This window comes from Cupriavidus pauculus (assembly GCF_003854935.1).
Classification (GTDB): domain Bacteria; phylum Pseudomonadota; class Gammaproteobacteria; order Burkholderiales; family Burkholderiaceae; genus Cupriavidus; species Cupriavidus pauculus_C.
The window spans coordinates 3493266-3513253 of record NZ_CP033969.1 but is presented as its reverse complement, the minus strand read 5'-3'; the positions used below and the strand labels follow the sequence as shown (position 1 = coordinate 3513253).

At 67.0% G+C, this 19988-nt stretch carries 21 protein-coding genes; all 21 read left to right on the top strand.

What is annotated here, in order from left to right; translation table 11 throughout:
* Positions 1-16: 16 nt before the first annotated feature.
* The 21 genes from EHF44_RS17685 to EHF44_RS17585 all read left to right on the top strand — a co-directional run bounded on the left by EHF44_RS17685 (position 17) and on the right by EHF44_RS17585 (position 19967).
* Positions 17-325, top strand: coding sequence for a DUF2818 family protein (locus tag EHF44_RS17685; protein ID WP_124684861.1), 309 nt, complete (start codon positions 17-19; stop codon positions 323-325).
* Between the two features lie 40 nt (positions 326-365).
* A complete protein-coding gene (locus tag EHF44_RS17680) occupies positions 366-1001 on the top strand; it encodes an NUDIX domain-containing protein (protein WP_124684860.1) in 636 nt (211 codons plus the stop codon).
* Between the two features lie 155 nt (positions 1002-1156).
* Positions 1157-2128 carry an esterase/lipase family protein gene (locus EHF44_RS17675; RefSeq protein ID WP_124684859.1) on the top strand — a complete coding sequence of 324 codons (972 nt, stop codon included), beginning with the start codon at positions 1157-1159 and terminating at the stop codon, positions 2126-2128.
* Positions 2125-3105 carry a lipase secretion chaperone gene (locus EHF44_RS17670; protein WP_124684858.1) on the top strand — a complete coding sequence of 327 codons (981 nt, stop codon included), beginning with the start codon at positions 2125-2127 and terminating at the stop codon, positions 3103-3105. The genes EHF44_RS17675 and EHF44_RS17670 overlap by 4 nt, the downstream gene beginning before the upstream one ends.
* Positions 3106-3321: 216 nt before the next feature.
* Complete coding sequence (locus tag EHF44_RS17665; RefSeq protein WP_124684857.1) at positions 3322-3786, top strand: DUF1178 family protein; 465 nt, start codon at positions 3322-3324, stop codon at positions 3784-3786.
* An 89-nt stretch (positions 3787-3875) separates the two neighbouring features.
* Entirely contained in the window at positions 3876-5078 is a 1203-nt protein-coding gene (locus EHF44_RS17660; RefSeq protein ID WP_124684856.1) for an acyl-CoA dehydrogenase family protein, read from the top strand.
* A 13-nt stretch (positions 5079-5091) separates the two neighbouring features.
* Positions 5092-6210 (top strand): acyl-CoA dehydrogenase family protein, encoded by a 1119-nt coding sequence (locus tag EHF44_RS17655; RefSeq protein WP_124684855.1) that lies wholly within the window; start codon positions 5092-5094, stop codon positions 6208-6210.
* Positions 6211-6274: 64 nt separating this feature from the next.
* Positions 6275-6727: a MaoC family dehydratase gene (locus EHF44_RS17650; RefSeq protein ID WP_124684854.1), complete on the top strand. Its 453-nt coding sequence runs from the start codon at positions 6275-6277 to the stop codon at positions 6725-6727.
* Positions 6728-6828: 101 nt separating this feature from the next.
* A complete protein-coding gene (locus EHF44_RS17645) occupies positions 6829-7302 on the top strand; it encodes a MaoC family dehydratase (protein ID WP_124684853.1) in 474 nt (157 codons plus the stop codon).
* A 592-nt stretch (positions 7303-7894) separates the two neighbouring features.
* Positions 7895-8863, top strand: a complete 969-nt coding sequence (cyoA, locus tag EHF44_RS17640; protein ID WP_124684852.1) for a ubiquinol oxidase subunit II — start codon at positions 7895-7897, stop codon at positions 8861-8863.
* Positions 8864-8871: 8 nt separating this feature from the next.
* Positions 8872-10845 carry a cytochrome o ubiquinol oxidase subunit I gene (cyoB, locus tag EHF44_RS17635; RefSeq protein WP_124685162.1) on the top strand — a complete coding sequence of 658 codons (1974 nt, stop codon included), beginning with the start codon at positions 8872-8874 and terminating at the stop codon, positions 10843-10845.
* 5 nt (positions 10846-10850) lie between these two features.
* Entirely contained in the window at positions 10851-11495 is a 645-nt protein-coding gene (gene cyoC / locus EHF44_RS17630) for a cytochrome o ubiquinol oxidase subunit III (RefSeq protein ID WP_124684851.1), read from the top strand.
* Positions 11496-11846 (top strand): cytochrome o ubiquinol oxidase subunit IV, encoded by a 351-nt coding sequence (gene cyoD / locus EHF44_RS17625; protein WP_124684850.1) that lies wholly within the window; start codon positions 11496-11498, stop codon positions 11844-11846.
* A gap of 310 nt (positions 11847-12156) precedes the next feature.
* Positions 12157-13410, top strand: coding sequence for an urea ABC transporter substrate-binding protein (gene urtA / locus EHF44_RS17620; RefSeq protein ID WP_124684849.1), 1254 nt, complete (start codon positions 12157-12159; stop codon positions 13408-13410).
* Between the two features lie 113 nt (positions 13411-13523).
* Positions 13524-15170 (top strand): urea ABC transporter permease subunit UrtB, encoded by a 1647-nt coding sequence (gene urtB, locus EHF44_RS17615; RefSeq protein WP_124684848.1) that lies wholly within the window; start codon positions 13524-13526, stop codon positions 15168-15170.
* Position 15171: 1 nt separating this feature from the next.
* Entirely contained in the window at positions 15172-16374 is a 1203-nt protein-coding gene (gene urtC, locus EHF44_RS17610; RefSeq protein WP_124684847.1) for an urea ABC transporter permease subunit UrtC, read from the top strand.
* Positions 16371-17219 (top strand): urea ABC transporter ATP-binding protein UrtD, encoded by an 849-nt coding sequence (gene urtD, locus EHF44_RS17605; protein ID WP_124684846.1) that lies wholly within the window; start codon positions 16371-16373, stop codon positions 17217-17219. Before urtC ends, urtD begins: the two co-directional genes overlap by 4 nt.
* A 2-nt stretch (positions 17220-17221) precedes the next feature.
* A complete protein-coding gene (gene urtE, locus EHF44_RS17600) occupies positions 17222-17914 on the top strand; it encodes an urea ABC transporter ATP-binding subunit UrtE (RefSeq protein WP_124684845.1) in 693 nt (230 codons plus the stop codon).
* A 108-nt stretch (positions 17915-18022) separates the two neighbouring features.
* Positions 18023-18901 (top strand): urease accessory protein UreD, encoded by an 879-nt coding sequence (locus EHF44_RS17595; RefSeq protein WP_124684844.1) that lies wholly within the window; start codon positions 18023-18025, stop codon positions 18899-18901.
* 27 nt (positions 18902-18928) lie between these two features.
* Positions 18929-19231, top strand: coding sequence for an urease subunit gamma (locus EHF44_RS17590; protein ID WP_124684843.1), 303 nt, complete (start codon positions 18929-18931; stop codon positions 19229-19231).
* A 58-nt stretch (positions 19232-19289) separates the two neighbouring features.
* Positions 19290-19967, top strand: a complete 678-nt coding sequence (locus EHF44_RS17585) for a HupE/UreJ family protein (RefSeq protein WP_124684842.1) — start codon at positions 19290-19292, stop codon at positions 19965-19967.
* Positions 19968-19988: the final 21 nt, after the last annotated feature.

Genomic DNA, 19988 nt, shown 5'->3' with positions numbered 1-19988 from the left:
GTAACAAGGTGGCGCGATGAGTTCCTCGGCGGGCGGTTGGTTTGTCATTCTGCTGGCACTGGTATGTGCCAACCTGCCGTTCGTCAACCAGCGCCTGTTCGCGGCGGTGGGGCTCAGGTGGGCCCGCAAGCCGCTGTGGCTGCGCCTGGTGGAACTCGTCGTCTGGTACGCGGTGGCTGGCGCCGCCGGCTTTGCGGTGGAATCGGGCCTTGGCAACGTGTTCCCGCAGGGCTGGCAGTTCTACGCCATCACGGCCTGCATGATGCTGGTGTTCGCCTTCCCGGGCTTCACCTGGCAATACCTGGTCAAACATCGCACGGCCTGAGGGCTTGCCTGCTCCGGCCCGTGCCACCCCCGGAGCGTTCATGACCGACAAGACTTCCGTACCCGCGTCCGACGACGCGGACACTCATCTCCGCGAAACGCCGGTTGCCTCGGCGACCCTCCACCGCGGCAAGTTCCTTACGCTCAAGCAGGACATCGTGCGGCTGCCCGACGGCAAGCAGACCGGGCGCGAGTACGTGCTGCATCCGGGCGCGGTCATGATGATTCCGCTGTTCGACGACGGCTCCGTGTTGATGGAGCGCCAGTTCCGCTATCCGGTGGGCGAGGTCATGCTCGAATTCCCGGCCGGCAAGCTCGATCCGCAAGAGGGCGCGCAGCGCTGCGGCGAGCGCGAGCTGCTGGAGGAGACCGGCTACACCGCCAGGCGATGGGACTACCTGACGCGTATCCATCCAGTGATTTCCTACTCGACCGAGTTCATCGACCTGTTCCTGGCCCGCGACCTGACGGCCGGCGCGTCGAAGCTCGACGACGGCGAATTCCTGGAAACCTTCATCACGCCGGTGGGGCAGGTGATCGACTGGGTGCGCCAGGGCCGCATCACCGACGTCAAGACGATCATCGGCGCGTTCTGGCTCGAAAAGATTGTCTCGGGCACGTGGCAGCCGGGCGAGCAGTCCGAGCCGCCGTTCCCGGCGAAGCGCGCGGCCGACTGACTGGTTGCCGGCTTCGGCCGTGACAGTTGCTGTCCGGGCAGTGTCACGTTGAAACAGGAATTTTATGTTCCTAGCATAGGGATGGCCTGCGGGTGCAATGCCTGCAGACCGGTGCGCGCCGCCGCCGTCGGCGCGGCGCATCCAAGGAGCCCCCTATGCTGATCCGGACCGTTTCCCAGATTGCCCGGCTGGTCGCGCTTGCCGTTGCCATGCTCGTCCTGGTGGTGCCGGCATCGGCACGTGCCCAGCCCTCCGACTACGCGCAGACCGACGCGCCGATCATCCTGGTCCACGGCGGGCTCGGCACCTCGCAGTATCTTGGGCTGGCCGACTACTTCTACGGCATTCCGGACGACCTGCGCAGCCACGGCGCGGAAGTCTTCGTGGTGCACCTCAGTGCCGTGAACGGCGAAGGGCCTGACCGGCGCGGCGGGCAGCTCGTCCAGTGGATGCAGGATTTCATGGTGGTCAACGGCCCCAGCCGGTTCAACCTCATCGGCCACAGCATGGGTGGGCTGAGTTCGCGCTATGCGGCCACGGTACTGCCAGAAAACGTGGTTTCCGTGACGACCATTGGCACGCCGCACAAGGGCATGGAACTGTTCGACTTCACGGGCGAGCAGCCCGTGCCCGTCCAACTGGCGCTCATCGCGGCATTGAACCTGATGGGATACGCCATTGGGGTGACGTCGGGTCAGCCGCTACCGCAGGATGCGGCAGCGTTGCAGCAGCAACTGTCGACCGAGGGCTCCGCCGCCTACAACGCCATGTATCCCAGCGCCGGCCTGCCCGCAGATTGCACCGGGCCCACCGCCGAGGTGGACGTTCGCAACGGCGAGACCCAGCTGCTGTATTCCTGGACCGGCAATGCGTCCGCCACCAACGTGCTCGATCCGTCGGACCTCGTGTTCGTGCCGGTGGGCCTGCTGATCGAGTCGCGCAATGGCGGCAGCCACGACGGGTTCGTCTCGGTGTGCAGCGCCCGGTTCGGCAAGGAGCTCGGCATCTACGACTGGAACCACTTCGATGAAGTGAACCAGATCCTCGGGCTGCGGGGGCTCTGGTCAGCGGATCCCGTGGCCGTGATCCGGCAGCACGCCAACCGCCTGAAGCTGGCCGGCCTGTGAACCGGTCCGGGCTGAGATGGGCTGCCGGTGCGGTAGGGCTTGCCGCAGCCATCGCCATCGCGGCCTTCTACCGTGCCGATGAGATCACGCGTGGCGACGCCGCACCCTCGACAGGCGCCGGTGTCGGGGTGCCGGCAAGGATCGAGGCGGCCGGCAACGTCCCTGATCGCGGTGCCGAAGCGGCGCGCGATGACACCGTTGCCCCGGATGGGCTCCACACCGATGCGAAGGGACGGTTGCGCGTCACGCGCCAGACCCGGGACCTGTTCGAATACTTTCTGGCCAGCGCGCCCAGGGCCAACCGGGAGCGCCAGATTGCCCTGTTGACTGCCCACATCAACAAGACGCTGGGCGCCGCCGCACCGGTCGCGCGCAACGAGGCGCTGGACCTCGCCAGACGTTTCGTGTCCTACATGGACGCTCACGACGCCATGCTGCGGACGTATGGATTTGCCCGCAATGCCAACCTGGCCGATACCGCCGAGCTGCCGCGCATCGCGGAATTCCTGCGCAAGCGATCCGATCTGCGGCGGCAGCATCTGGGTGCCAATGTTGCGCGGCTCTGGTACGGCGACGAGGAAGATCGCGAGCAACAGTTGCTCGCCCGGCTACGGTCGGGGCAGGGCGCCCCGGAGCCGGCGCCGGTGCCCCGGGCGCAGGCGCTGACCCAGCAGTTGCAGGACCTGCGCGCCAAGGGGGCGAGCCCCGAGGCATTGCGCGAATTCCTGCGCGCCAATGTCGGCGAGGACGCCGTGCAACGGTTCGACGCCCAGCGCCGCGCCGATGCCGCATGGGCCGCCAAGTACGCGAGCTACCGCGCCGACGTGGCCGCGGTTGCCAGCCACGGCGGGCTCGATGCCGACGAAGTCCGCCGCCAGTCGGACGCCATCCGGACGCGGCACTTTCCCGATGCCCGGGACGCGGCACGCGCCGCGATGCTCGACGGGCAACCGCCCCCGGCACCCCGCGCCCCATAGCATCCGCCGGGCGCCGTCAAATCCGACGCCAATCCTGTAAGCTTGCTTCCCCGCCGGTCGGGGTTTTCCCTCGGTCCGGCGCGGCCTGGCTACGCCGCCACGGCAATTGTGTTTTGCGCGTATCCTGCCAGGTGGAAAACGGTCCGAAAAAAATTAGCACGACCGTTCACAAAATTTCGATTCACGGCTAACATTGCCCGACGGGCTGGAAAGATCATGAAGGTGCTCGACCTGCGCTGTGCGCAAGACCATCGATTCGAGGGCTGGTTTGCCTCGGCGGAAGACGCGCAGTCGCAGATGTCACGCAACCTCGTCCAATGCCCGGTCTGTGGCGACCATGCGGTCAGCCGCCTGCCCAGCGCGCCGCGCCTGAATCTTTCGGGTGCCACCGCCAGGCCGGCGCCGACGCAGGCCCGCGCGGAACCAGGCAACGCCGAGGCGCAGCAGTTGATGCAGGCGCTGCAGGCGCGCTACCTGAAGGCCGTGCGGCAGGTGCTGGCGCAGACCGAGGACGTGGGCGAGCGCTTCGTCGAGGAAGCGCGGCGCATGCATTACGAGGAGGCGCCCGAACGCGGCATCCGCGGTTCGGCCACCCCCGAGGACGTGCAGGCGCTGGCCGAAGAGGGCATCGACACCTTTCCGCTCATCGTGCCGGACGCCTTGAAGCAGACGGCCCACTGAACAAGCATCCTGTGCCCGGTTTTTCCGCGCAGCGATGCGCAGGGAAAACAATCGGCCGGCGCCCGCCGGCACCACCAATGGAGACGGGCATGGATCTCAACTACTCGGCGGCCGACAACGCCTTCCGTCAGGAAGTGCGTAGCTGGCTCGAAGCCAACCTGCCGGCGGATATCCGCGACAAGGTTCTCAATCACCGCCGTCCCAACCGCGACGACCTCGTGCGCTGGCACAAGACGCTGGCCGGCAAGGGCTGGTCGGCGCCGCACTGGCCGGTGGAATTCGGCGGCACGGGCTGGAACGCCACGCAGCGCCATATCTGGGACGAGGAAAACGCCCGCGTCGGCGCGCCCGGCGTGCTGCCGTTCGGCGTGGCCATGGTGGCGCCGGTGATCATGAAGTACGGCAATGCCGAGCAGAAGTCGTACTACCTGCCGCGTATCCTCGACTGCACCGACTGGTGGTGCCAGGGCTATTCCGAGCCGGGCTCGGGCTCCGACCTGGCGTCGCTGAAAACGCGCGCCGAACTGACGCCGGACGGCAAGCACTACATCGTGAACGGCCAGAAGACGTGGACCACGCTGGGCCAGCACGCCGACATGATCTTCTGCCTGGTGCGCACCGATCCGGAAGCCAAGAAGCAGGAAGGCATCTCGTTCCTGCTGATCGACATGAAGACGCCGGGCATCACCGTGCGGCCGATCATCATGCTCGACGAAGAGCACGAGGTAAACGAGGTCTTCTTCGACAACGTGAAGGTGCCGGTGGAAAACCGCGTTGGCGAGGAAAACCGCGGCTGGACCTACGCCAAGTACCTGCTGGGCCACGAGCGGACCGGCATTGCCCGCGTGGGCGCGTCCAAGCGCGAGCTGGGCTTCCTGAAGCGCGTGGCGCGCCAGCAGCAGAAGAACGGCCAGCCGCTGCTGGAGGACCCGGTGTTCGGCGCCAAGGTGGCCGCGCTGGAGATCGAGCTGATGGCGCTGGAGATCACCGTGCTGCGCGTGGTGTCGAGCGAGGCGGCCGGCAAGGGCCCCGGCCCCGAGGCATCGATGCTCAAGATCAAGGGCACCGAGATCCAGCAGATGCTCACCGAACTGATGGTGGAGGCCGTGGGCCCGTACGCGCAGCCGTTCGACACGCCGTACCTGGAGTGCGAGACCGAGCACGCCGTGACCGGCTACGACGACGCCGCGCCGCTGGCCGCGCACTACTTCAACTACCGCAAGACGTCGATCTACGGTGGTTCCAACGAAATCCAAAAGAACATCATCAGCCAGATGATTCTGGGGCTGTGAGGAGACACGCGACATGAACTTCAATCTCAGCGACGAACAGAAGCAACTGTCCGATGCCATCCGCCGCTTCGTCGAGAAAAGCTACGACTTCGAATCGCGCAAGAAGAACATCAAGACCGATGCCGGCTTTGGCGAGCAGGCTTGGGGCGCCCTGGTGGAACTGGGCCTGACGGCGCTGCCGGTGCCGGAAGCGCAGGGCGGGTTCTCGGGCACGGCCGTCGACATGATGGTGGTGCAGGAACAACTGGGCCGTGGCCTGGTGGTCGAGCCGTACTTTGCCACCGTGGTGGCCACGCAGGCACTGAAGCTGGCCGGCGGGCAGGACGCGCTGCTGGAACAGGTGGCCGGCGGTGAAGTGAAGCTGGCCACGGCGTTCAACGAGCCGCAGGCGCGCTACGAGCTGCACAACGTGACCGTGACGGCCAAGGGCGGCAAGCTCAACGGCCGCAAGGTCGTGGTGATCCACGGCGCGCAAGCTGACAAGCTGGTGGTGTCGGCCCGTACGGCCGGCGGCCAGTCTGACCGCGATGGCATCTCGCTGTTCCTGGTCGACACGCTGGGCGCGGGCGTCAGCGTCAAGGACTACCGCACGATCGACAACCTGCGCGCGGCCGACGTGACGTTCACCGACGCCCCCGCCACGCTGCTGGGCGCCGAAGGCAAGGGCTGGGACGTGCTGGAGGCCACGGCCGACTATGCCGCCGTGCTGCTCTGCGCCGAGGCCGTTGGCGTGATGGATACGCTGAACGCCGCCACGCTCGAATACGCCAAGACGCGCCAGCAGTTTGGCGTGCCCATCGCCCGCTTCCAGGCGCTGCAGCACCGCATGGTCGAGATGTTCATCCATGCCGAGCAGTCGCGCTCGATCACGCTGCTGGCCGCGGCGCGCTTCGAGGAGGCGTCGCCCGAGGAGCGCCGCCGCTACGTGTCCGCCGCCAAGGCGCGCGTGGGCCAGGCGGCCCGCTCGGTCGGCCAGGAGGCGGTGCAGATCCACGGCGGCATGGGCGTGACCGACGAACTGCCGGCCGCGCACATGTTCAAGCGGCTGACGCTGATCAACACGACCTTCGGCGACGTGGACCACCACCTGGGACGCTTTGCCAGCCAGCCCGGCTTCCAGGAAGCCGCCTGACCGCATCGATTGACCCGAACCGCGCCGGCCACCCCGAGCGCGGTTTTTTGCTTTGGAGCCCCCGATGTCCAGCAAGATGTATTTCGAAGACTACGTCGTCGGCAGCGAGATCCCGCTCGGCAGCTACCACGTGACCGAAGAGGAAATCGTCGCGTTCGCCAGGCAGTACGACCCCCAGCCGTTCCACATCGACAAGGCCGCCGCCGAGCAGAGCATCTACGGCGGGCTGATCTCCAGCGGCTGGATGACCTGCGGCATCATCATGCGGCTGCTGGTACAGTCGATGGGCGACCGCTCCACCAGCATGGGCTCGCCCGGCGTGGACGAAGTCCGCTGGATCAAGCCGGTCTATGCCGGCGACACGCTGACCGCGTCGCTCAAGATCCTGGACGCCCGGCCGTCCAGCTCCAAGCCTGACCGGGGCGTGGTGATGACCCAGTGGGTCGGCACGAACCAGAAGGGCGAGGTGGTCTGCACGGTCAAGGGCATGGGTATGTACAAGCGGCGCCCGGCGTAAGGCAACGGCCGGCAGCAGGACATCCGGCCGACAGGAACACAGCACCACAGGAACACAGCACCACAGCAGCACCTACCACAGCACGACAGGAGACAACGCATATGCGCACCATCGCATCGCTGGAAGAACTGGAATCCCTCCAGGGCCAGGAAGTGGCCGTCAGCGACTGGTTCGAGATCACCCAGCAGCAGGTGAACCTGTTCGCCGAGGCGACCGGCGACCACCAGTGGATCCACGTGGACGTCGAGCGGGCCCGGCGCGAGTCGCCGTTCGGCGCCCCGGTGGCGCACGGCTTCCTGACGCTGTCGCTGCTGCCGCAGTTCATGCACAGTGCCATCCACATGGAAGGCGTCAAGATGGGCGTCAACTATGGCCTGAACCGGGTGCGATTCACCGCCCCGGTGCCGGTGGGCAGCCGCCTGCGCGCACGCGTGAAACTGCTCAAGGTGGAGCGGCTGGACCCGGCGCCCAACGGGCTGGTTGGGGCGCAGTCCACCTGGGAGGTCACGGTCGAGCGGGAAGGCAGCGACCGGCCGGTCTGCGTGGCAGAATCGATCACCCGCCGCTACTCCTGAGCGCGCCGTCAGCGCAGCGCCAGCGGGGCCGCTAGAACGCGGCCCTTTTCTTTTGTCCAGCAGATTCGCGTCGTCCATCGCTTCATGACGTGATCTGTTTCCTTTGTGCGACAGCTGAAACATTGTCCGATTAAAAGAACAGTGTTTCCGTTGTGTTTGGGTTTACCCGCAATGTTGCGTTGCGGTACATTCGCGGCCAACGATGTTTTAGGTAATGCGATATCCGCTCGGAGACCGTTCTCGCTGCGCTGGCGAGGCGGTCAAATGCAGGCGGATACCGCGTAGGCATCGTTGCACAACGCTTGTCCCGGTGGCTGCTCCGAACCGGGACCGATCGCAGTAGGCAGTCGGTTACCTCAGCGCACGCTTGGCGCCCCCCGCGTTTCGCGCACGCAGTCGTCAGTTGCTGTCCAGCCGCGCTCATGGCGTTGCCCGGCCGCATGGTCCGCCGGCGCTTGCACGCCCCATTTTCCGCACGCGCCAGCTTAGGACACGTCCCCGGTTTTCCCCAGCCCAGCCAGCCCGTTGCCCCGTGCAGCAGGCGGCAGTGCCTCGCTTGTGCACAGGCGTGGCGCAACCAGACCGTCGTGACATGAAGACACCAACAATGCCGCGCCTGATGCGGTACCTGCCTTGCCTTGGCCTGCTCCTGCTGGCCGGCTGCGACTTTGCGCTGATGAACCCGAAAGGGCAGGTCGGCGTGGACATCAAGGGCATCATCCTGATCGCCACCTGGCTGATGCTGCTGGTCGTCGTGCCAGTCATCATCCTGACGCTCGTGTTCGCGTGGAAGTACCGCGCCAGCAACACGTCGGCCACCTACGACCCCGACTGGTCGCACTCGACGAAGATCGAAGTGGTGGTCTGGCTGATCCCGTGCCTGATCATCATCGCGCTGGGCATCATCACGTGGAAGTCTTCCCACGACCTCGATCCGTACAAGCCGCTGGAATCCAGCGTCAAGCCCGTGCAGGTGGAAGCCGTGGCGATGAACTGGAAATGGCTGTTCATCTATCCCGAACTGAAGATCGCGACGGTCAACCAGCTGGCGCTGCCGGTGAACACGCCGGTGAACTTCAAGATCACGTCGGATTCGATCATGAATTCGTTCTTCATCCCGCAACTGGGCAGCCAGGTGTACGCCATGGCCGGGATGGAGACCAAGCTGCACCTCATCGCCAATGAAGCCGGCACGTACGACGGCATGTCCGCCAACTACAGTGGCGGCGGCTTCTCGGGCATGAAGTTCAAGACCATCGCCATGTCGAACTTCGAGTTCGACAAGTGGGTGGAGCAGGTGCGCGCGTCCAGCAAGCAGCTCGCCGCCGCGGACTACAAGGTCCTGGCCAAGCCGAGCGAGGCAGAACCGGTGACGTACTTCGGCAAGGTCGAAGACAACCTGTTCACCGGCATCCTGCATCAGTACATGGGGCACGACGGCCGTGCAATCGCCCGCGAAGGTTTCGATGGCGGTCCGGTCTGCACGTCGCGTAACACGCTCGGCGAAGAGCGTGTGTCCCTGACCACGCCGGCCACCCCGGCCGTGGGCGCGCAAATCTAGGAGCAATGATGTTTGGCAAATTGAGTTTGTCGGCGATTCCGTTTCATGAGCCGATCATCATGATCACGCTGAGCTGCGTGGCCCTTGGCGGGCTGGCGCTGCTCGGCGCGATCACGTATTTCAAGAAGTGGGACTACCTGTGGACCGAGTGGATTACCTCGGTCGACCACAAGCGCATCGGCGTGATGTACTCGCTGGTGGCGCTGATCATGCTGCTGCGCGGCTTTGCCGACGCCATCATGATGCGTACCCAGCTTGCCGTGGCCACCAACGGTGCCACCGGCTTCCTGCCGCCCGAGCACTACGACCAGGTGTTCACGGCCCACGGCGTGATCATGATCTTCTTCGTGGCCATGCCGCTGATGACGGGCCTGATGAACCTCGTGGTGCCGCTGCAGATTGGCGCGCGCGACGTGGCATTCCCGTTCCTGAACACGCTGAGCTTCTGGCTGTTCGTGGCCGGCGCGATGCTGGTGAACGTGTCGCTGGGCGTTGGCGAGTTCGCGCGCACCGGCTGGCTGGCCTACCCGCCGCTGTCGGGCCTGGACTACAGCCCTGGCGTGGGGGTGGACTACTACCTCTGGTCGCTGCAGATTTCAGGGTTGGGCACGCTGCTTACCGGCGTGAACTTCCTGGTGACGATCCTGAAGATGCGCGCCCCGGGCATGACGCTGATGCGCATGCCGGTGTTCACCTGGACGGCCCTGTGCACCAACGTGCTGATCGTGGCCGCCTTCCCGGTGCTGACCGTGTCGCTGGCGCTGCTGGGCCTGGACCGCTACTTCGACATGCACTTCTTCACGAACGATGGCGGCGGTAACGCCATGATGTACGTGAACCTGATCTGGATCTGGGGCCACCCCGAGGTGTACATCCTGATCCTGCCGGCCTTCGGCATCTTCTCGGAAATCATCTCGACGTTCTCGGGCAAGAAGCTGTTCGGCTACAAGGGCATGGTCTACGCCACGGCCGCGATCATGGTCCTGTCGTTCATCGTGTGGCTGCACCACTTCTTCACGATGGGCTCCGGTGCCAACGTCAACGCGTTCTTCGGCATCACGACGATGATCATCTCGATCCCGACGGGCGTGAAGATCTTCAACTGGCTGTTCACGATGTACCGTGGCCGCGTGCAGTTCACGTCGCCGGTGCTGTGGACGCTGGGCTTCATGATCACGTTCGTGATCGGCGGCATGACCGGCGTGCTGATGGCCGTGCCGGCAGCGGACTTCGTGCTGCACAACTCGCTGTTCCTGATCGCCCACTTCCACAACGTGATCATCGGCGGCGTGCTGTTCGGCTACCTGGCCGGCGTCACCTACTGGTGGCCGAAGGCGTTCGGCTTCAAGCTGAACGAGCGCCTGGGCAAGTGCGCCTTCTGGTGCTGGCTGGTGGGCTTCTACTTCGCGTTCATGCCGCTGTACGTGCTGGGCCTGATGGGCATGACGCGCCGCCTGAACCATACCGACAACCCGGAATGGACGCCCTGGCTGCACCTGGCCGTGGTGGGCGTGGTGTTCGTGGCGATGGGCATCGGCTTCCAGGTGCTGCAGATCGTCGTGTCGATCCGCGACCGCAAGAAGCTGGCCGACGTGACCGGCGACCCGTGGGGTGGCCGCACGCTGGAATGGGCCACGTCGTCGCCGCCCGCGTTCTACAACTTCGCGCACACCCCGGTGGTGCGTGACCTGGACGCGTTTGCCGACATGAAGGCCCGTGGCGAGAAGATGCCGACCAGCGGCTTCGAGCAGATCCACATGCCGAAGAACACGGCAGCCGGCTTCTACATGGGTGCCTGGAGCCTGGCGCTGGGCTTCGCGCTGACCTGGCACATCTGGTGGCTGGCCGCCGTGGGCCTGGTCGGCATGGTCGTGGCGTTCATCCGCCGCGCCAACGATGACCACATCGACTACTACGTGCCGGCCGCCGAGGTCGAGCAGATCGAAACCCGCTACCAGCAGCGTGTGGCTGCCCAGGGCTGATAACCATGTCGACAGAAGTTCTTGACCGCTTCGGGGCGCAAGCCCCCGCGCATGCGCACTCGCACGACGAGGCGCACGACCACGCGCATCACGACACCAGCGAGAACACGATCTTCGGGTTCTGGCTGTACCTGATGAGCGACTGCATCCTGTTCGCGTGCCTGTTCGCCGCGTTCGCCGTCCTGCGTGGCGAAGTGGCGGGCGGCCCGTCGGGCAAGGAGCTGTTCGAGCTCAACTACGTGCTCGTGGAAACCGCCATCCTGCTGTTCTCGTCGATCACCTACGGCTTTGCCATGGTGTCGATGCAGAACCAGCAGCGTGGTCGCGTGATGTTCTGGCTGGCCGTGACGTTCCTGCTTGGCGCGGGCTTCATGGCGATGGAAATCAACGAGTTCGCCCACCTGATCCACGAAGGCGCCGGCCCCAGCCGCAGCGCGTTCCTGTCGTCGTTCTTCACGCTGGTCGGCACGCACGGCCTGCACGTGGCAAGCGGCATGGTGTGGATGCTGGTGCTGATGTACCAGTTGTCGAAGAAGGGCCTGACGCCGGTGGTGGCCAAGCGCCTGAACTGCCTCAGCCTGTTCTGGCACTTCCTGGACGTGGTCTGGATCGGCGTGTTCACGGTCGTCTACCTGATGGGAGCAATGTAAATGGCACAGCAACACGCTACGAGCGCCCACGGCGCGTCGCACGGCCACAGCAGCGTCAAGTCGTACGTCATCGGCTTCGTGCTGGCCGTGATCCTGACCGTGATCCCGTTCAAGATCGTGATGGACGGCTCGATGGACCGCGCCACCACGCTCTGGATCATCCTGGGCATGGCCGTCGTGCAGATCGTCGTCCACCTGAAGTACTTCCTGCACCTGGACGGCTCCGATGGCCAGAAGTGGAACGTGATGGCGCTGCTGTTCACGGTCCTGATCCTGTTCATCGTGCTGGCCGGTTCGCTCTGGATCATGCACAACATGAACGCGAACATGATGCCGTGGATGAGCAAGTAACCGCCGTCGCCGGTATCTGACGAAACGGGGCCTTCGGGCCCCGTTTTTTATTGCCCGCGGTGCGCCATGCACCGGCGGCGCACGGTCCTGCACCGTGCCGCATCGATGCACGGCATCGGTGCATCCTCCTGCCGCCTGCCCCGCGCGGCACGCGCACCGTCCTGGTGCGCCGCGATTCCCTTTCCGCCGATTTGTCGCGTCGCCGATGCCTGGCAACGGTTTGCGGGCGATGCGCCCGATGGCACGCTAGTTGCAGAAGCATCACCCGGGGTGCGTAGTCCCTACCAAACACGACAAACTGGGAGCTGCAATGAAACGACGTGACATGCTGAAGCTGTCGGCGGTGGCCGCCGCGGCGATGATCGGTACCAGCCCGCTGATGGCGCAGACCAAGGAGCCGATCAAGGTCGGCATCCTGCACTCGCTGTCCGGCACGATGGCCATTTCCGAGACGTCGCTGAAGGACGTGGCGCTCATGACGATCGACGAGATCAACAAGAGCGGCGGCCTGCTGGGCCGCAAGCTTGAGCCCGTGGTGGTGGACCCCGCCTCGAACTGGCCGCTGTTCGCCGAGAAGGCCCGCCAGCTTGTCACCAAGGACAAGGTCGCGGTCACGTTCGGCTGCTGGACGTCGGTGTCGCGCAAGTCCGTGCTGCCGGTCTACGAGGAACTGAATTCGCTGCTGTTCTACCCGGTGCAGTACGAGGGCGAGGAAATGTCCAAGAACGTGTTCTACACGGGCGCCGCGCCGAACCAGCAGGCCATCCCGGCGGTGGAATACCTGATGAGCAAGGAAGGCGGCGGCGCCAAGCGCTTCTTCCTGCTGGGCACCGACTACGTCTACCCGCGCACCACCAACAAGATCCTGCGCGCGTTCCTGAAGAGCAAGGGCGTGGCCGACAAGGACATCGAGGAGGTCTACACCCCGTTCGGCCACAGCGACTATCAGACCATCGTCGCCAACATCAAGAAGTTCTCGCAGGGCGGCAAGACCGCCGTGATCTCGACGATCAACGGCGACTCCAACGTGCCGTTCTACAAGGAACTGGGCAACGCCGGCCTGAAGGCCAAGGACGTGCCGGTGGTGGCGTTCTCCGTGGGCGAGGAAGAACTGCGCGGCATCGACACCAAGCCGCTGGTGGGCCACCTGGCCGCGTGGAACTACTTCATGTCGGTCAAGAACCCGCAGAACGATGCATTCAAGAAGCAGTGGGCGGCATGGGTCAAGGCCAACAACCTGCCCGGCGGCGACAAGCGCGTGACCAACGATCCGATGGAAGCCACCTACGTGGGCATCCACATGTGGGCCCAGGCCGTCAAGAAGGCCGGCACCACCGACGTGGACAAGGTGCGCGCCGCCATGTACGGCCAGACCTTCAAGGCCCCGGACGGCTTCACGCTGACCATGGGTGACAACCACCACCTCTACAAGCCCGTGATGATCGGCGAGGTGAAGGGCGACGGCCAGTTCAACGTGGTGTGGAAGACGGCCAAGCCGGTCCGCGCCCAGCCGTGGAGCCCGTTCATCGCCGGCAACGAAGGCAAGGCCGACAAGGTCAACTAAGCCGCCCCCGGCTTGGTCATGCATCCCCTTTCCCGCCCGGCGGGAGAGGGGGCGCCCGCAGGTCATCCGAACGAACAAAAGACGCGATCCATCGCGCTACACCAGACTCCTGAATGCACCGACCACATGCGTCATGGCTGGCATGGCTGCGCGCCGTGCTTGCCGCCTTGCTGCTGGCCGCCGCCCCGCTCTGGGCCGCCACGCCGCTGACCCAGGCGGACCTGAAGCCGCTGGCCGAAGACGACTTCGATGCGAAGTCCGCCGCGCTGACCCGCATCACGCAGGCGCCGCCCGCCCAGGCCGAGCCGATCCTGAAGGCGCTGCAGGACGATGCGCTGCAGTACGCGCCGTCCGTGGGCATGGTGCGCACCGACGGCGACAAGACGCTCGACGCGATCACCGGCCAGCCGGTCACCGTGCCGGCCGATTCGCTGGAATCGCTGACGCTGAACAACAGCCTGCGCGCCATCGTCGACAGTGCCGCCAGCAGCCTGCTGCTGCAGTCGGCCGACATCGCCGTCCGCACGCAGGCCATCGCCACGCTGCTGGACCAGCCCGAGAGCGCGTCGCGCCCGGCGGTGGAGGCAGCCCGCAAGGCCGAGGCCGACGCCGGCCTGCGCGCCCGGCTCGACGTGATCTGGGCCAGCACGGTGCTGGCCGAGGGTACCGACGCGGCGCGCGGCGACCGCATCGAGGCCATCCGCATCCTGGCCAGCGACAGCAACCCGCAGTCGCGCCAGAAGCTGGCGCCGCTGATGGAAAAGGACGACGCCGGCAAGTATCGCGAGCCCGACGAGGGCGTGCGCGTGGCCGCCCAGCAGGCCATCGACCAGTTGCGCAGCGGCGAGCGCCGCGCCGAGGTGGTCGGCAACCTGTTCGCGGGCCTGAGCCTGGGCAGCGTGCTGCTGCTGGCCGCGCTGGGCCTGGCCATCACCTACGGCCTGATCGGCGTCATCAACATGGCGCACGGCGAATTCCTGATGATCGGCGCCTATGCCACCTACGTGGTGCAGACGCTGTTCCGCGCCTACGCGCCGCCCGAGGCGTTCGGCTGGTACCTGCTGGCCGCGCTGCCGGCATCGTTCCTGGCCGCCGGCCTGGTCGGCTTCGCGATCGAGCGCATCGTGCTGCGCCACCTGTACGGCCGTCCGCTGGAAACGCTGCTGGCCACGTTCGGTATCAGCCTGCTGCTGATGCAGGCCGTGCGCACGATCTTCGGCGCGCAGAACGTGGAGGTGGCCAACCCGGCGTGGATGAGCGGCGGCTTTACCGCGATGGCCGGGCTCGTGATCCCGTACAACCGCGTGGTCATCATCCTGTTCGCGCTGGGCGTGGTGGCCGTGGCCTGGGCCGTGCTGAACCGCACGCGGCTGGGCCTGTTCGTGCGCGCCACGACGCAGAACCGCACGATGGCCGCCTGCGTGGGCGTGCGCACCTGGAAGGTGGACAGCTACGCGTTCGCGTTCGGCGCCGGCATCGCCGGGCTGGGCGGCTGCGCGCTGTCGCAGATCGGCAATGTGGGCCCGGATCTGGGCCAGGCGTACATCATCGACTCGTTCATGGTCGTGGTGCTCGGCGGCGTGGGCCAGCTGGCCGGGACCATCGTCGGCGCCTTCGGCCTGGGCATCATCAACAAGTTCATCGAGCCGTTCTACGGCGCGGTGCTGGCCAAGATCTTCGTCCTCGTGCTGATCGTGCTGTTCATCCAGAAACGGCCACAGGGACTTTTCGCGCTCAAGGGGCGCAGCGCGGAGGCCTGACATGCGCAGTTTTTCCTCTGAATCCGGCAAGACGTTCCGCCTGGCCGTGCCCGAGCGCCAGCCGCTGTTCTCGGTCCGCGTCTGGACCCTGCTGGTGGCGCTGACCGCCATCGTCGGCATCGGCGTGCCGGTCTGCGCGCTGCTGCTGCCCGAGGGGCATCCGCTGCACCTGTCGGCCTACGCGCTGACGCTGGTCGGCAAGATCATGTGCTTTGCGCTGGCCGCCATCGCGCTGGACCTGGTCTGGGGCTACTGCGGCATCCTGAGCCTGGGCCACGGGCTGTTCTTCGCGCTGGGTGGCTACGCGATGGGCATGTACCTGATGCGGTCCATCGGCCGCGAGGGCGTCTACAAGAGCGACCTGCCCGACTTCATGGTGTTCCTGGACTGGAAGGAACTGCCCTGGTTCTGGCAAGGCACCGAGCACCTGCCGTACGCGCTGCTGCTGGTGGTGCTGGTGCCGGGCGTGCTGGCTTGGCTGTTCGGGTACTTCGCGTTCCGCTCGCGCATCAAGGGCGTCTACCTGTCGATCATCACGCAGGCCATGACCTACGCGGCGATGCTGCTGTTCTTCCGCAACGAGACCGGCTTCGGCGGCAACAACGGCTTCACGGATTTCAAGCGCATCGCCGGCTACGCCGTGGCCGCGCCGGAGACGCGCACCGCGCTGTTCGTGCTGACGTTCCTGGCGCTGGTCGGCGGGTTCGTCGCGTGCCGCTACATCGTCACGTCCAAGCTCGGCCGCGTGGTCACGGCCGTGCGCGACGCCGAGATGCGCGTGATGTTTTCCGGCTACAACCCGCTTGGCTACAAGCTGTTCGTCTGGACGTTCTCGGCCGTGCTGTGCGGCATTGCCGGCGCGCTGTACGTGCCGCAGGTGGGCATCATCAACCCGGGCGAGATGTCGCCGGCCAACTCGATCGAGATGGCCGTCTGGGTGGCCGTGGGCGGGCGCGGCACGCTGATTGGGCCGATCGTCGGCGCGTTCCTGGTCAACGGTGCCAAGACGATGTTCACGGCGTACTTTGCCGAGTACTGGCTGTTCCTGCTCGGTGCGATGTTCGTGCTGGTGACGCTGTACCTGCCCGACGGCGTGGTCGGCCTGGTGCGCCGCCTGCGCGGCCGGCGCACCGCCGCGCAGAAGATCGACGCCGCGGCGGCCGAGGAACCGGTGGCCGCGCCGCAACAAGGGAGCAACGCATGAACGCCGCACTGGGAGTGGAGCAGGCCGAAAACGGCGACGCCACGGGCCTGGGCCGCATCGTCGAGCCGGGCGTCATCGACACCACGCACGGCCCGATCCTCTACATCGAGGACCTGACCGTGCAGTTCGACGGCTTTCGCGCGCTGAACAAGCTGTCGCTGTCGATCGACCACGGCGAGCTGCGTTGCGTGATCGGCCCCAACGGCGCCGGCAAGACGACGATGATGGACGTGATTACCGGCAAGACCGGCCCGCGCAACGCCAACGTCACGGGCCGCGTGTTCCTGGGCCAGACCATCGACCTGATGCGCATGACCGAGCCGAAGATCGCCCAGACCGGCATCGGCCGCAAGTTCCAGAAGCCCACGGTCTTCGAGCAGCACGAAGTCTGGGAAAACCTGGAACTGGCGATGAAGGCCGACAAGCGCTGGTGGTCGTCGCTGCGCGCGCGGCTGACCGGCGACGGCCACCGCCGCATCGAGGAAACGCTGGCGCTGACCGGGCTGGAGGACGAAGCCTACCGGCCGGCGGGCCTGCTGTCGCACGGGCAGAAGCAGCGGCTGGAGATCGGCATGCTGCTGATGCAGCAACCGCAGCTGCTGCTGCTCGACGAGCCGGTGGCCGGCATGACCGACGAGGAAACGATGCAGTTGGCCGGCCTGCTGAACAGCCTGCGCGGCACTTGCTCGATGATGGTGGTGGAGCACGACATGGAATTCGTGGCCGCGCTGGCCGGCGACGCCGGCAAGGTCACCGTGCTCGCCGAAGGCAGCCTGCTGGCCGAGGGCACGCTCGACGCCGTGAAGCGCGACGAGCGCGTGATCGAATCCTACCTGGGAAGATAACGATGCTGCAGGTCAATGCACTGAACCAGTTCTACGGCGGCAGCCACATCCTGCGCGATGTCTCGTTCGACGTGCCGCAGGGCCGGCTGACCACGCTGCTGGGCCGCAACGGCGTGGGCAAGAGCACGCTGCTGAAGTGCCTGATGGGCGTGGTGCCCACGCGCAGCGGCACGGTCCGCTGGGACGGCAAGGCGCTGGAGAAGAAGGCGCCGTACGAGCGCGTGTCGGCCGGGCTGGCCTATGTGCCGCAGGGGCGCGAGATCTTTCCGCGCCTGACGGTCGAGGAAAACCTGCTGATCGGCGCGGCCAGCCGCGGCAAGCCGGACGGCGTGCCGGACCGCATCTACCAGTTGTTCCCGGTGCTGCGCACCATGCGCCAGCGGCGCGGCGGCGACCTGTCGGGCGGCCAGCAGCAGCAACTGGCCATCGGCCGCGCGCTGATGAGCGAGCCCAGCCTGCTGATCCTGGACGAGCCCACCGAGGGCATCCAGCCGTCGATCATCCAGGACATCGGCCGGGCGCTGCGGCTGCTGGTGGACGAGTACGGCATGACCGTGCTGCTGGTGGAGCAGTACTACGAGTTCGCGCGCCACCTGGCCGACCACTACGTGGTGATGAGCCGCGGCGAGGTGGTGGCCAAGGGCGCGGGCGCGACGATGGAGCAGGACGGTGTGCGCGAGCTGATCGCCGTCTGACGCCGCGCCGCCTGCGCCGGCCGCCGTGCCGCCTTCCGGTGGAGGCGGCCGCGCGCTATGATCGCCGCCAACGCCCCCGCGCCCCCTGAACCCGCCGAATCCGTTTCGATGCGTCACCCCGATTTCCCTTCGTCGCTTGCCGCCTCGTCCACGTGGCACGCCAGCCTGCGCCTGCGCTTTGCCGTGCGCGCGGGCCGCACCGCCATGGTCGAGCGCCGCCACGAAGGCCCGCTGCGCGTGCAGAAGCCGCTCTATCCCGAGGGCGACATCTGCCACGGCGTGGTGCTGCACCCGCCGGCCGGCGTGGCTGGTGGCGACCGGCTGGACATCGACATCGCCGTGGCGCCGGGCGCCCATGCGGTGCTGGCAACGCCGGGCGCCACCAAGTGGTACAAGTCGCTCGGCCGCGACGCCGCGCAGCATGTGCGCATCGACGTGGCCGAAGGCGCACGGCTGGACTGGCTGCCGCAGGAGAACATCGTGTTCGACGATGCCCGCGCGCGGATCGGCACCGACGTCGACGTGGCGCCCGGCGGCAGCGCCATCGGCTGGGACGCCGTCGTGCTGGGCCGGCTGGCCTCGGGCGAGCGCTGGGCCAGCGGATCGCTGTGGCTCGACACGCGCATTGCCTGCGCCGGCCGCGCGCTGTGGATCGAGCAGTCGCATTTCGACGCCGCGTCGCCGTTGCGCGGCGCGGTGGCCGGCCTGGACGGCCTGCCCATCCTCGGCACGCTCTGGGCCGTGGGGCAGGGCGCCACGCAGGATCTGGCCGAGGCGCTGGCTGCGTCGCTGCCGTACCGGCCCGACCTGCGCGCCGGCGTGACCTGCCTGGCCGCCGCCGGGCCGGCATCGATGCCGATGCTACTGATGCGCGTGCTGGGCCGCGACATGGAGGCCGTGCGACACCTGATGATCGACGGCTGGCAGGTCCTGCGCCAGCCGCTGCACGGCGTGCCGGCCCGCCCGCTGCGGCTCTGGGCCACCTGAACAACCACGAAGAACTGGATCCGACACATGGAACTGACACCGCGCGAGAAAGACAAGCTGCTGATCTTCACCGCCGCGCTGCTGGCCGAACGCCGCCGCGCGCGCGGGCTCAAGCTCAACTACCCCGAGGCCGTGGCGCTGATCACGGCCGCCATCATGGAAGGCGCGCGCGATGGCCGCACCGTGGCCGAGCTGATGCACGAAGGCACCACCGTGCTGGCGCGCGAGGAAGTCATGGACGGCGTGGCCGAGATGATCCCCGAGATCCAGGTCGAGGCCACCTTCCCGGACGGCACCAAGCTCGTGACCGTCCACCACCCGATTGTCTGACGCGCCCATGCCGCGCCAGCCCCGCCCATCCGACATGCACAACAAGAGGAACCACCCGATGCGCCATTCCGCCCATTCCCTCGATACCGTCCGCCGCCGCCTGCGCACGCTGGCGCCGCGCGTGGCCACCGGCGCCGCGCTGTCGCTGGCCGCCGCCTCGGCCCTGGCCCATCCGGGCCACGACGCCGCCACGGTCGGCGCCAGCCTGTTCGCCGGGCTGGCCCATCCGTTCACGGGCGCCGACCACCTGCTGGCCATGGCCGCCGTGGGCGTCTGGAGCGCGCTGGCCGCGCCGACGCAAAGCGCGTTCGGGCAGGGCGATGCGAAGCGCGCGCTGCTGCGCCTGCCGTTCGTGTTCGTGGCGATGATGCTGGTGGGCGCGGTGCTGGGCCTGGCGGGCCTGTCGCTGCCGGCCGTGGAGCCGATGATCGCCGCCTCGCTGCTCGTGATCGGGTTGCTGGTGGCCGCACGCGCCCGGCTGTCGGCGCCGGCCGGCATGGCCATCGTCGGCGGCTTCGCGCTGTTCCACGGCTACGCGCACGGCGCCGAGCTGCCCGCCACGGCCGCCGCGCTGCCGGCCGTGCTGGCCTACGTCGGCGGCTTTGCCGCGAGCACGATGGCGCTGCACGTGATGGGCATCGGCGCCGGCACGTTCCTGCGCCGCCATGCGGGCTGGATCGCGCGCGTGGCGGGGGCAGGCGTGGCGTTGTACGGCGCCGGCCTGCTGGTGGCCTGACCCAACCCAAGGAGCCAGGCG

Coding starts and splice junctions, on each gene's coding strand:
- EHF44_RS17685 (WP_124684861.1), top strand. CDS start 17: ATGAGTTCCTCGGCGGGCGGTTGGTTTGTCATTCTGCTGGCACTGGTA.
- EHF44_RS17680 (WP_124684860.1), top strand. CDS start 366: ATGACCGACAAGACTTCCGTACCCGCGTCCGACGACGCGGACACTCAT.
- EHF44_RS17675 (WP_124684859.1), top strand. CDS start 1,157: ATGCTGATCCGGACCGTTTCCCAGATTGCCCGGCTGGTCGCGCTTGCC.
- EHF44_RS17665 (WP_124684857.1), top strand. CDS start 3,322: ATGAAGGTGCTCGACCTGCGCTGTGCGCAAGACCATCGATTCGAGGGC.
- EHF44_RS17660 (WP_124684856.1), top strand. CDS start 3,876: ATGGATCTCAACTACTCGGCGGCCGACAACGCCTTCCGTCAGGAAGTG.
- EHF44_RS17655 (WP_124684855.1), top strand. CDS start 5,092: ATGAACTTCAATCTCAGCGACGAACAGAAGCAACTGTCCGATGCCATC.
- EHF44_RS17650 (WP_124684854.1), top strand. CDS start 6,275: ATGTCCAGCAAGATGTATTTCGAAGACTACGTCGTCGGCAGCGAGATC.
- EHF44_RS17645 (WP_124684853.1), top strand. CDS start 6,829: ATGCGCACCATCGCATCGCTGGAAGAACTGGAATCCCTCCAGGGCCAG.
- cyoA (WP_124684852.1), top strand. CDS start 7,895: ATGAAGACACCAACAATGCCGCGCCTGATGCGGTACCTGCCTTGCCTT.
- cyoB (WP_124685162.1), top strand. CDS start 8,872: ATGTTTGGCAAATTGAGTTTGTCGGCGATTCCGTTTCATGAGCCGATC.
- cyoC (WP_124684851.1), top strand. CDS start 10,851: ATGTCGACAGAAGTTCTTGACCGCTTCGGGGCGCAAGCCCCCGCGCAT.
- cyoD (WP_124684850.1), top strand. CDS start 11,496: ATGGCACAGCAACACGCTACGAGCGCCCACGGCGCGTCGCACGGCCAC.
- urtA (WP_124684849.1), top strand. CDS start 12,157: ATGAAACGACGTGACATGCTGAAGCTGTCGGCGGTGGCCGCCGCGGCG.
- urtB (WP_124684848.1), top strand. CDS start 13,524: ATGCACCGACCACATGCGTCATGGCTGGCATGGCTGCGCGCCGTGCTT.
- urtC (WP_124684847.1), top strand. CDS start 15,172: ATGCGCAGTTTTTCCTCTGAATCCGGCAAGACGTTCCGCCTGGCCGTG.
- urtD (WP_124684846.1), top strand. CDS start 16,371: ATGAACGCCGCACTGGGAGTGGAGCAGGCCGAAAACGGCGACGCCACG.
- urtE (WP_124684845.1), top strand. CDS start 17,222: ATGCTGCAGGTCAATGCACTGAACCAGTTCTACGGCGGCAGCCACATC.
- EHF44_RS17595 (WP_124684844.1), top strand. CDS start 18,023: ATGCGTCACCCCGATTTCCCTTCGTCGCTTGCCGCCTCGTCCACGTGG.
- EHF44_RS17590 (WP_124684843.1), top strand. CDS start 18,929: ATGGAACTGACACCGCGCGAGAAAGACAAGCTGCTGATCTTCACCGCC.
- EHF44_RS17585 (WP_124684842.1), top strand. CDS start 19,290: ATGCGCCATTCCGCCCATTCCCTCGATACCGTCCGCCGCCGCCTGCGC.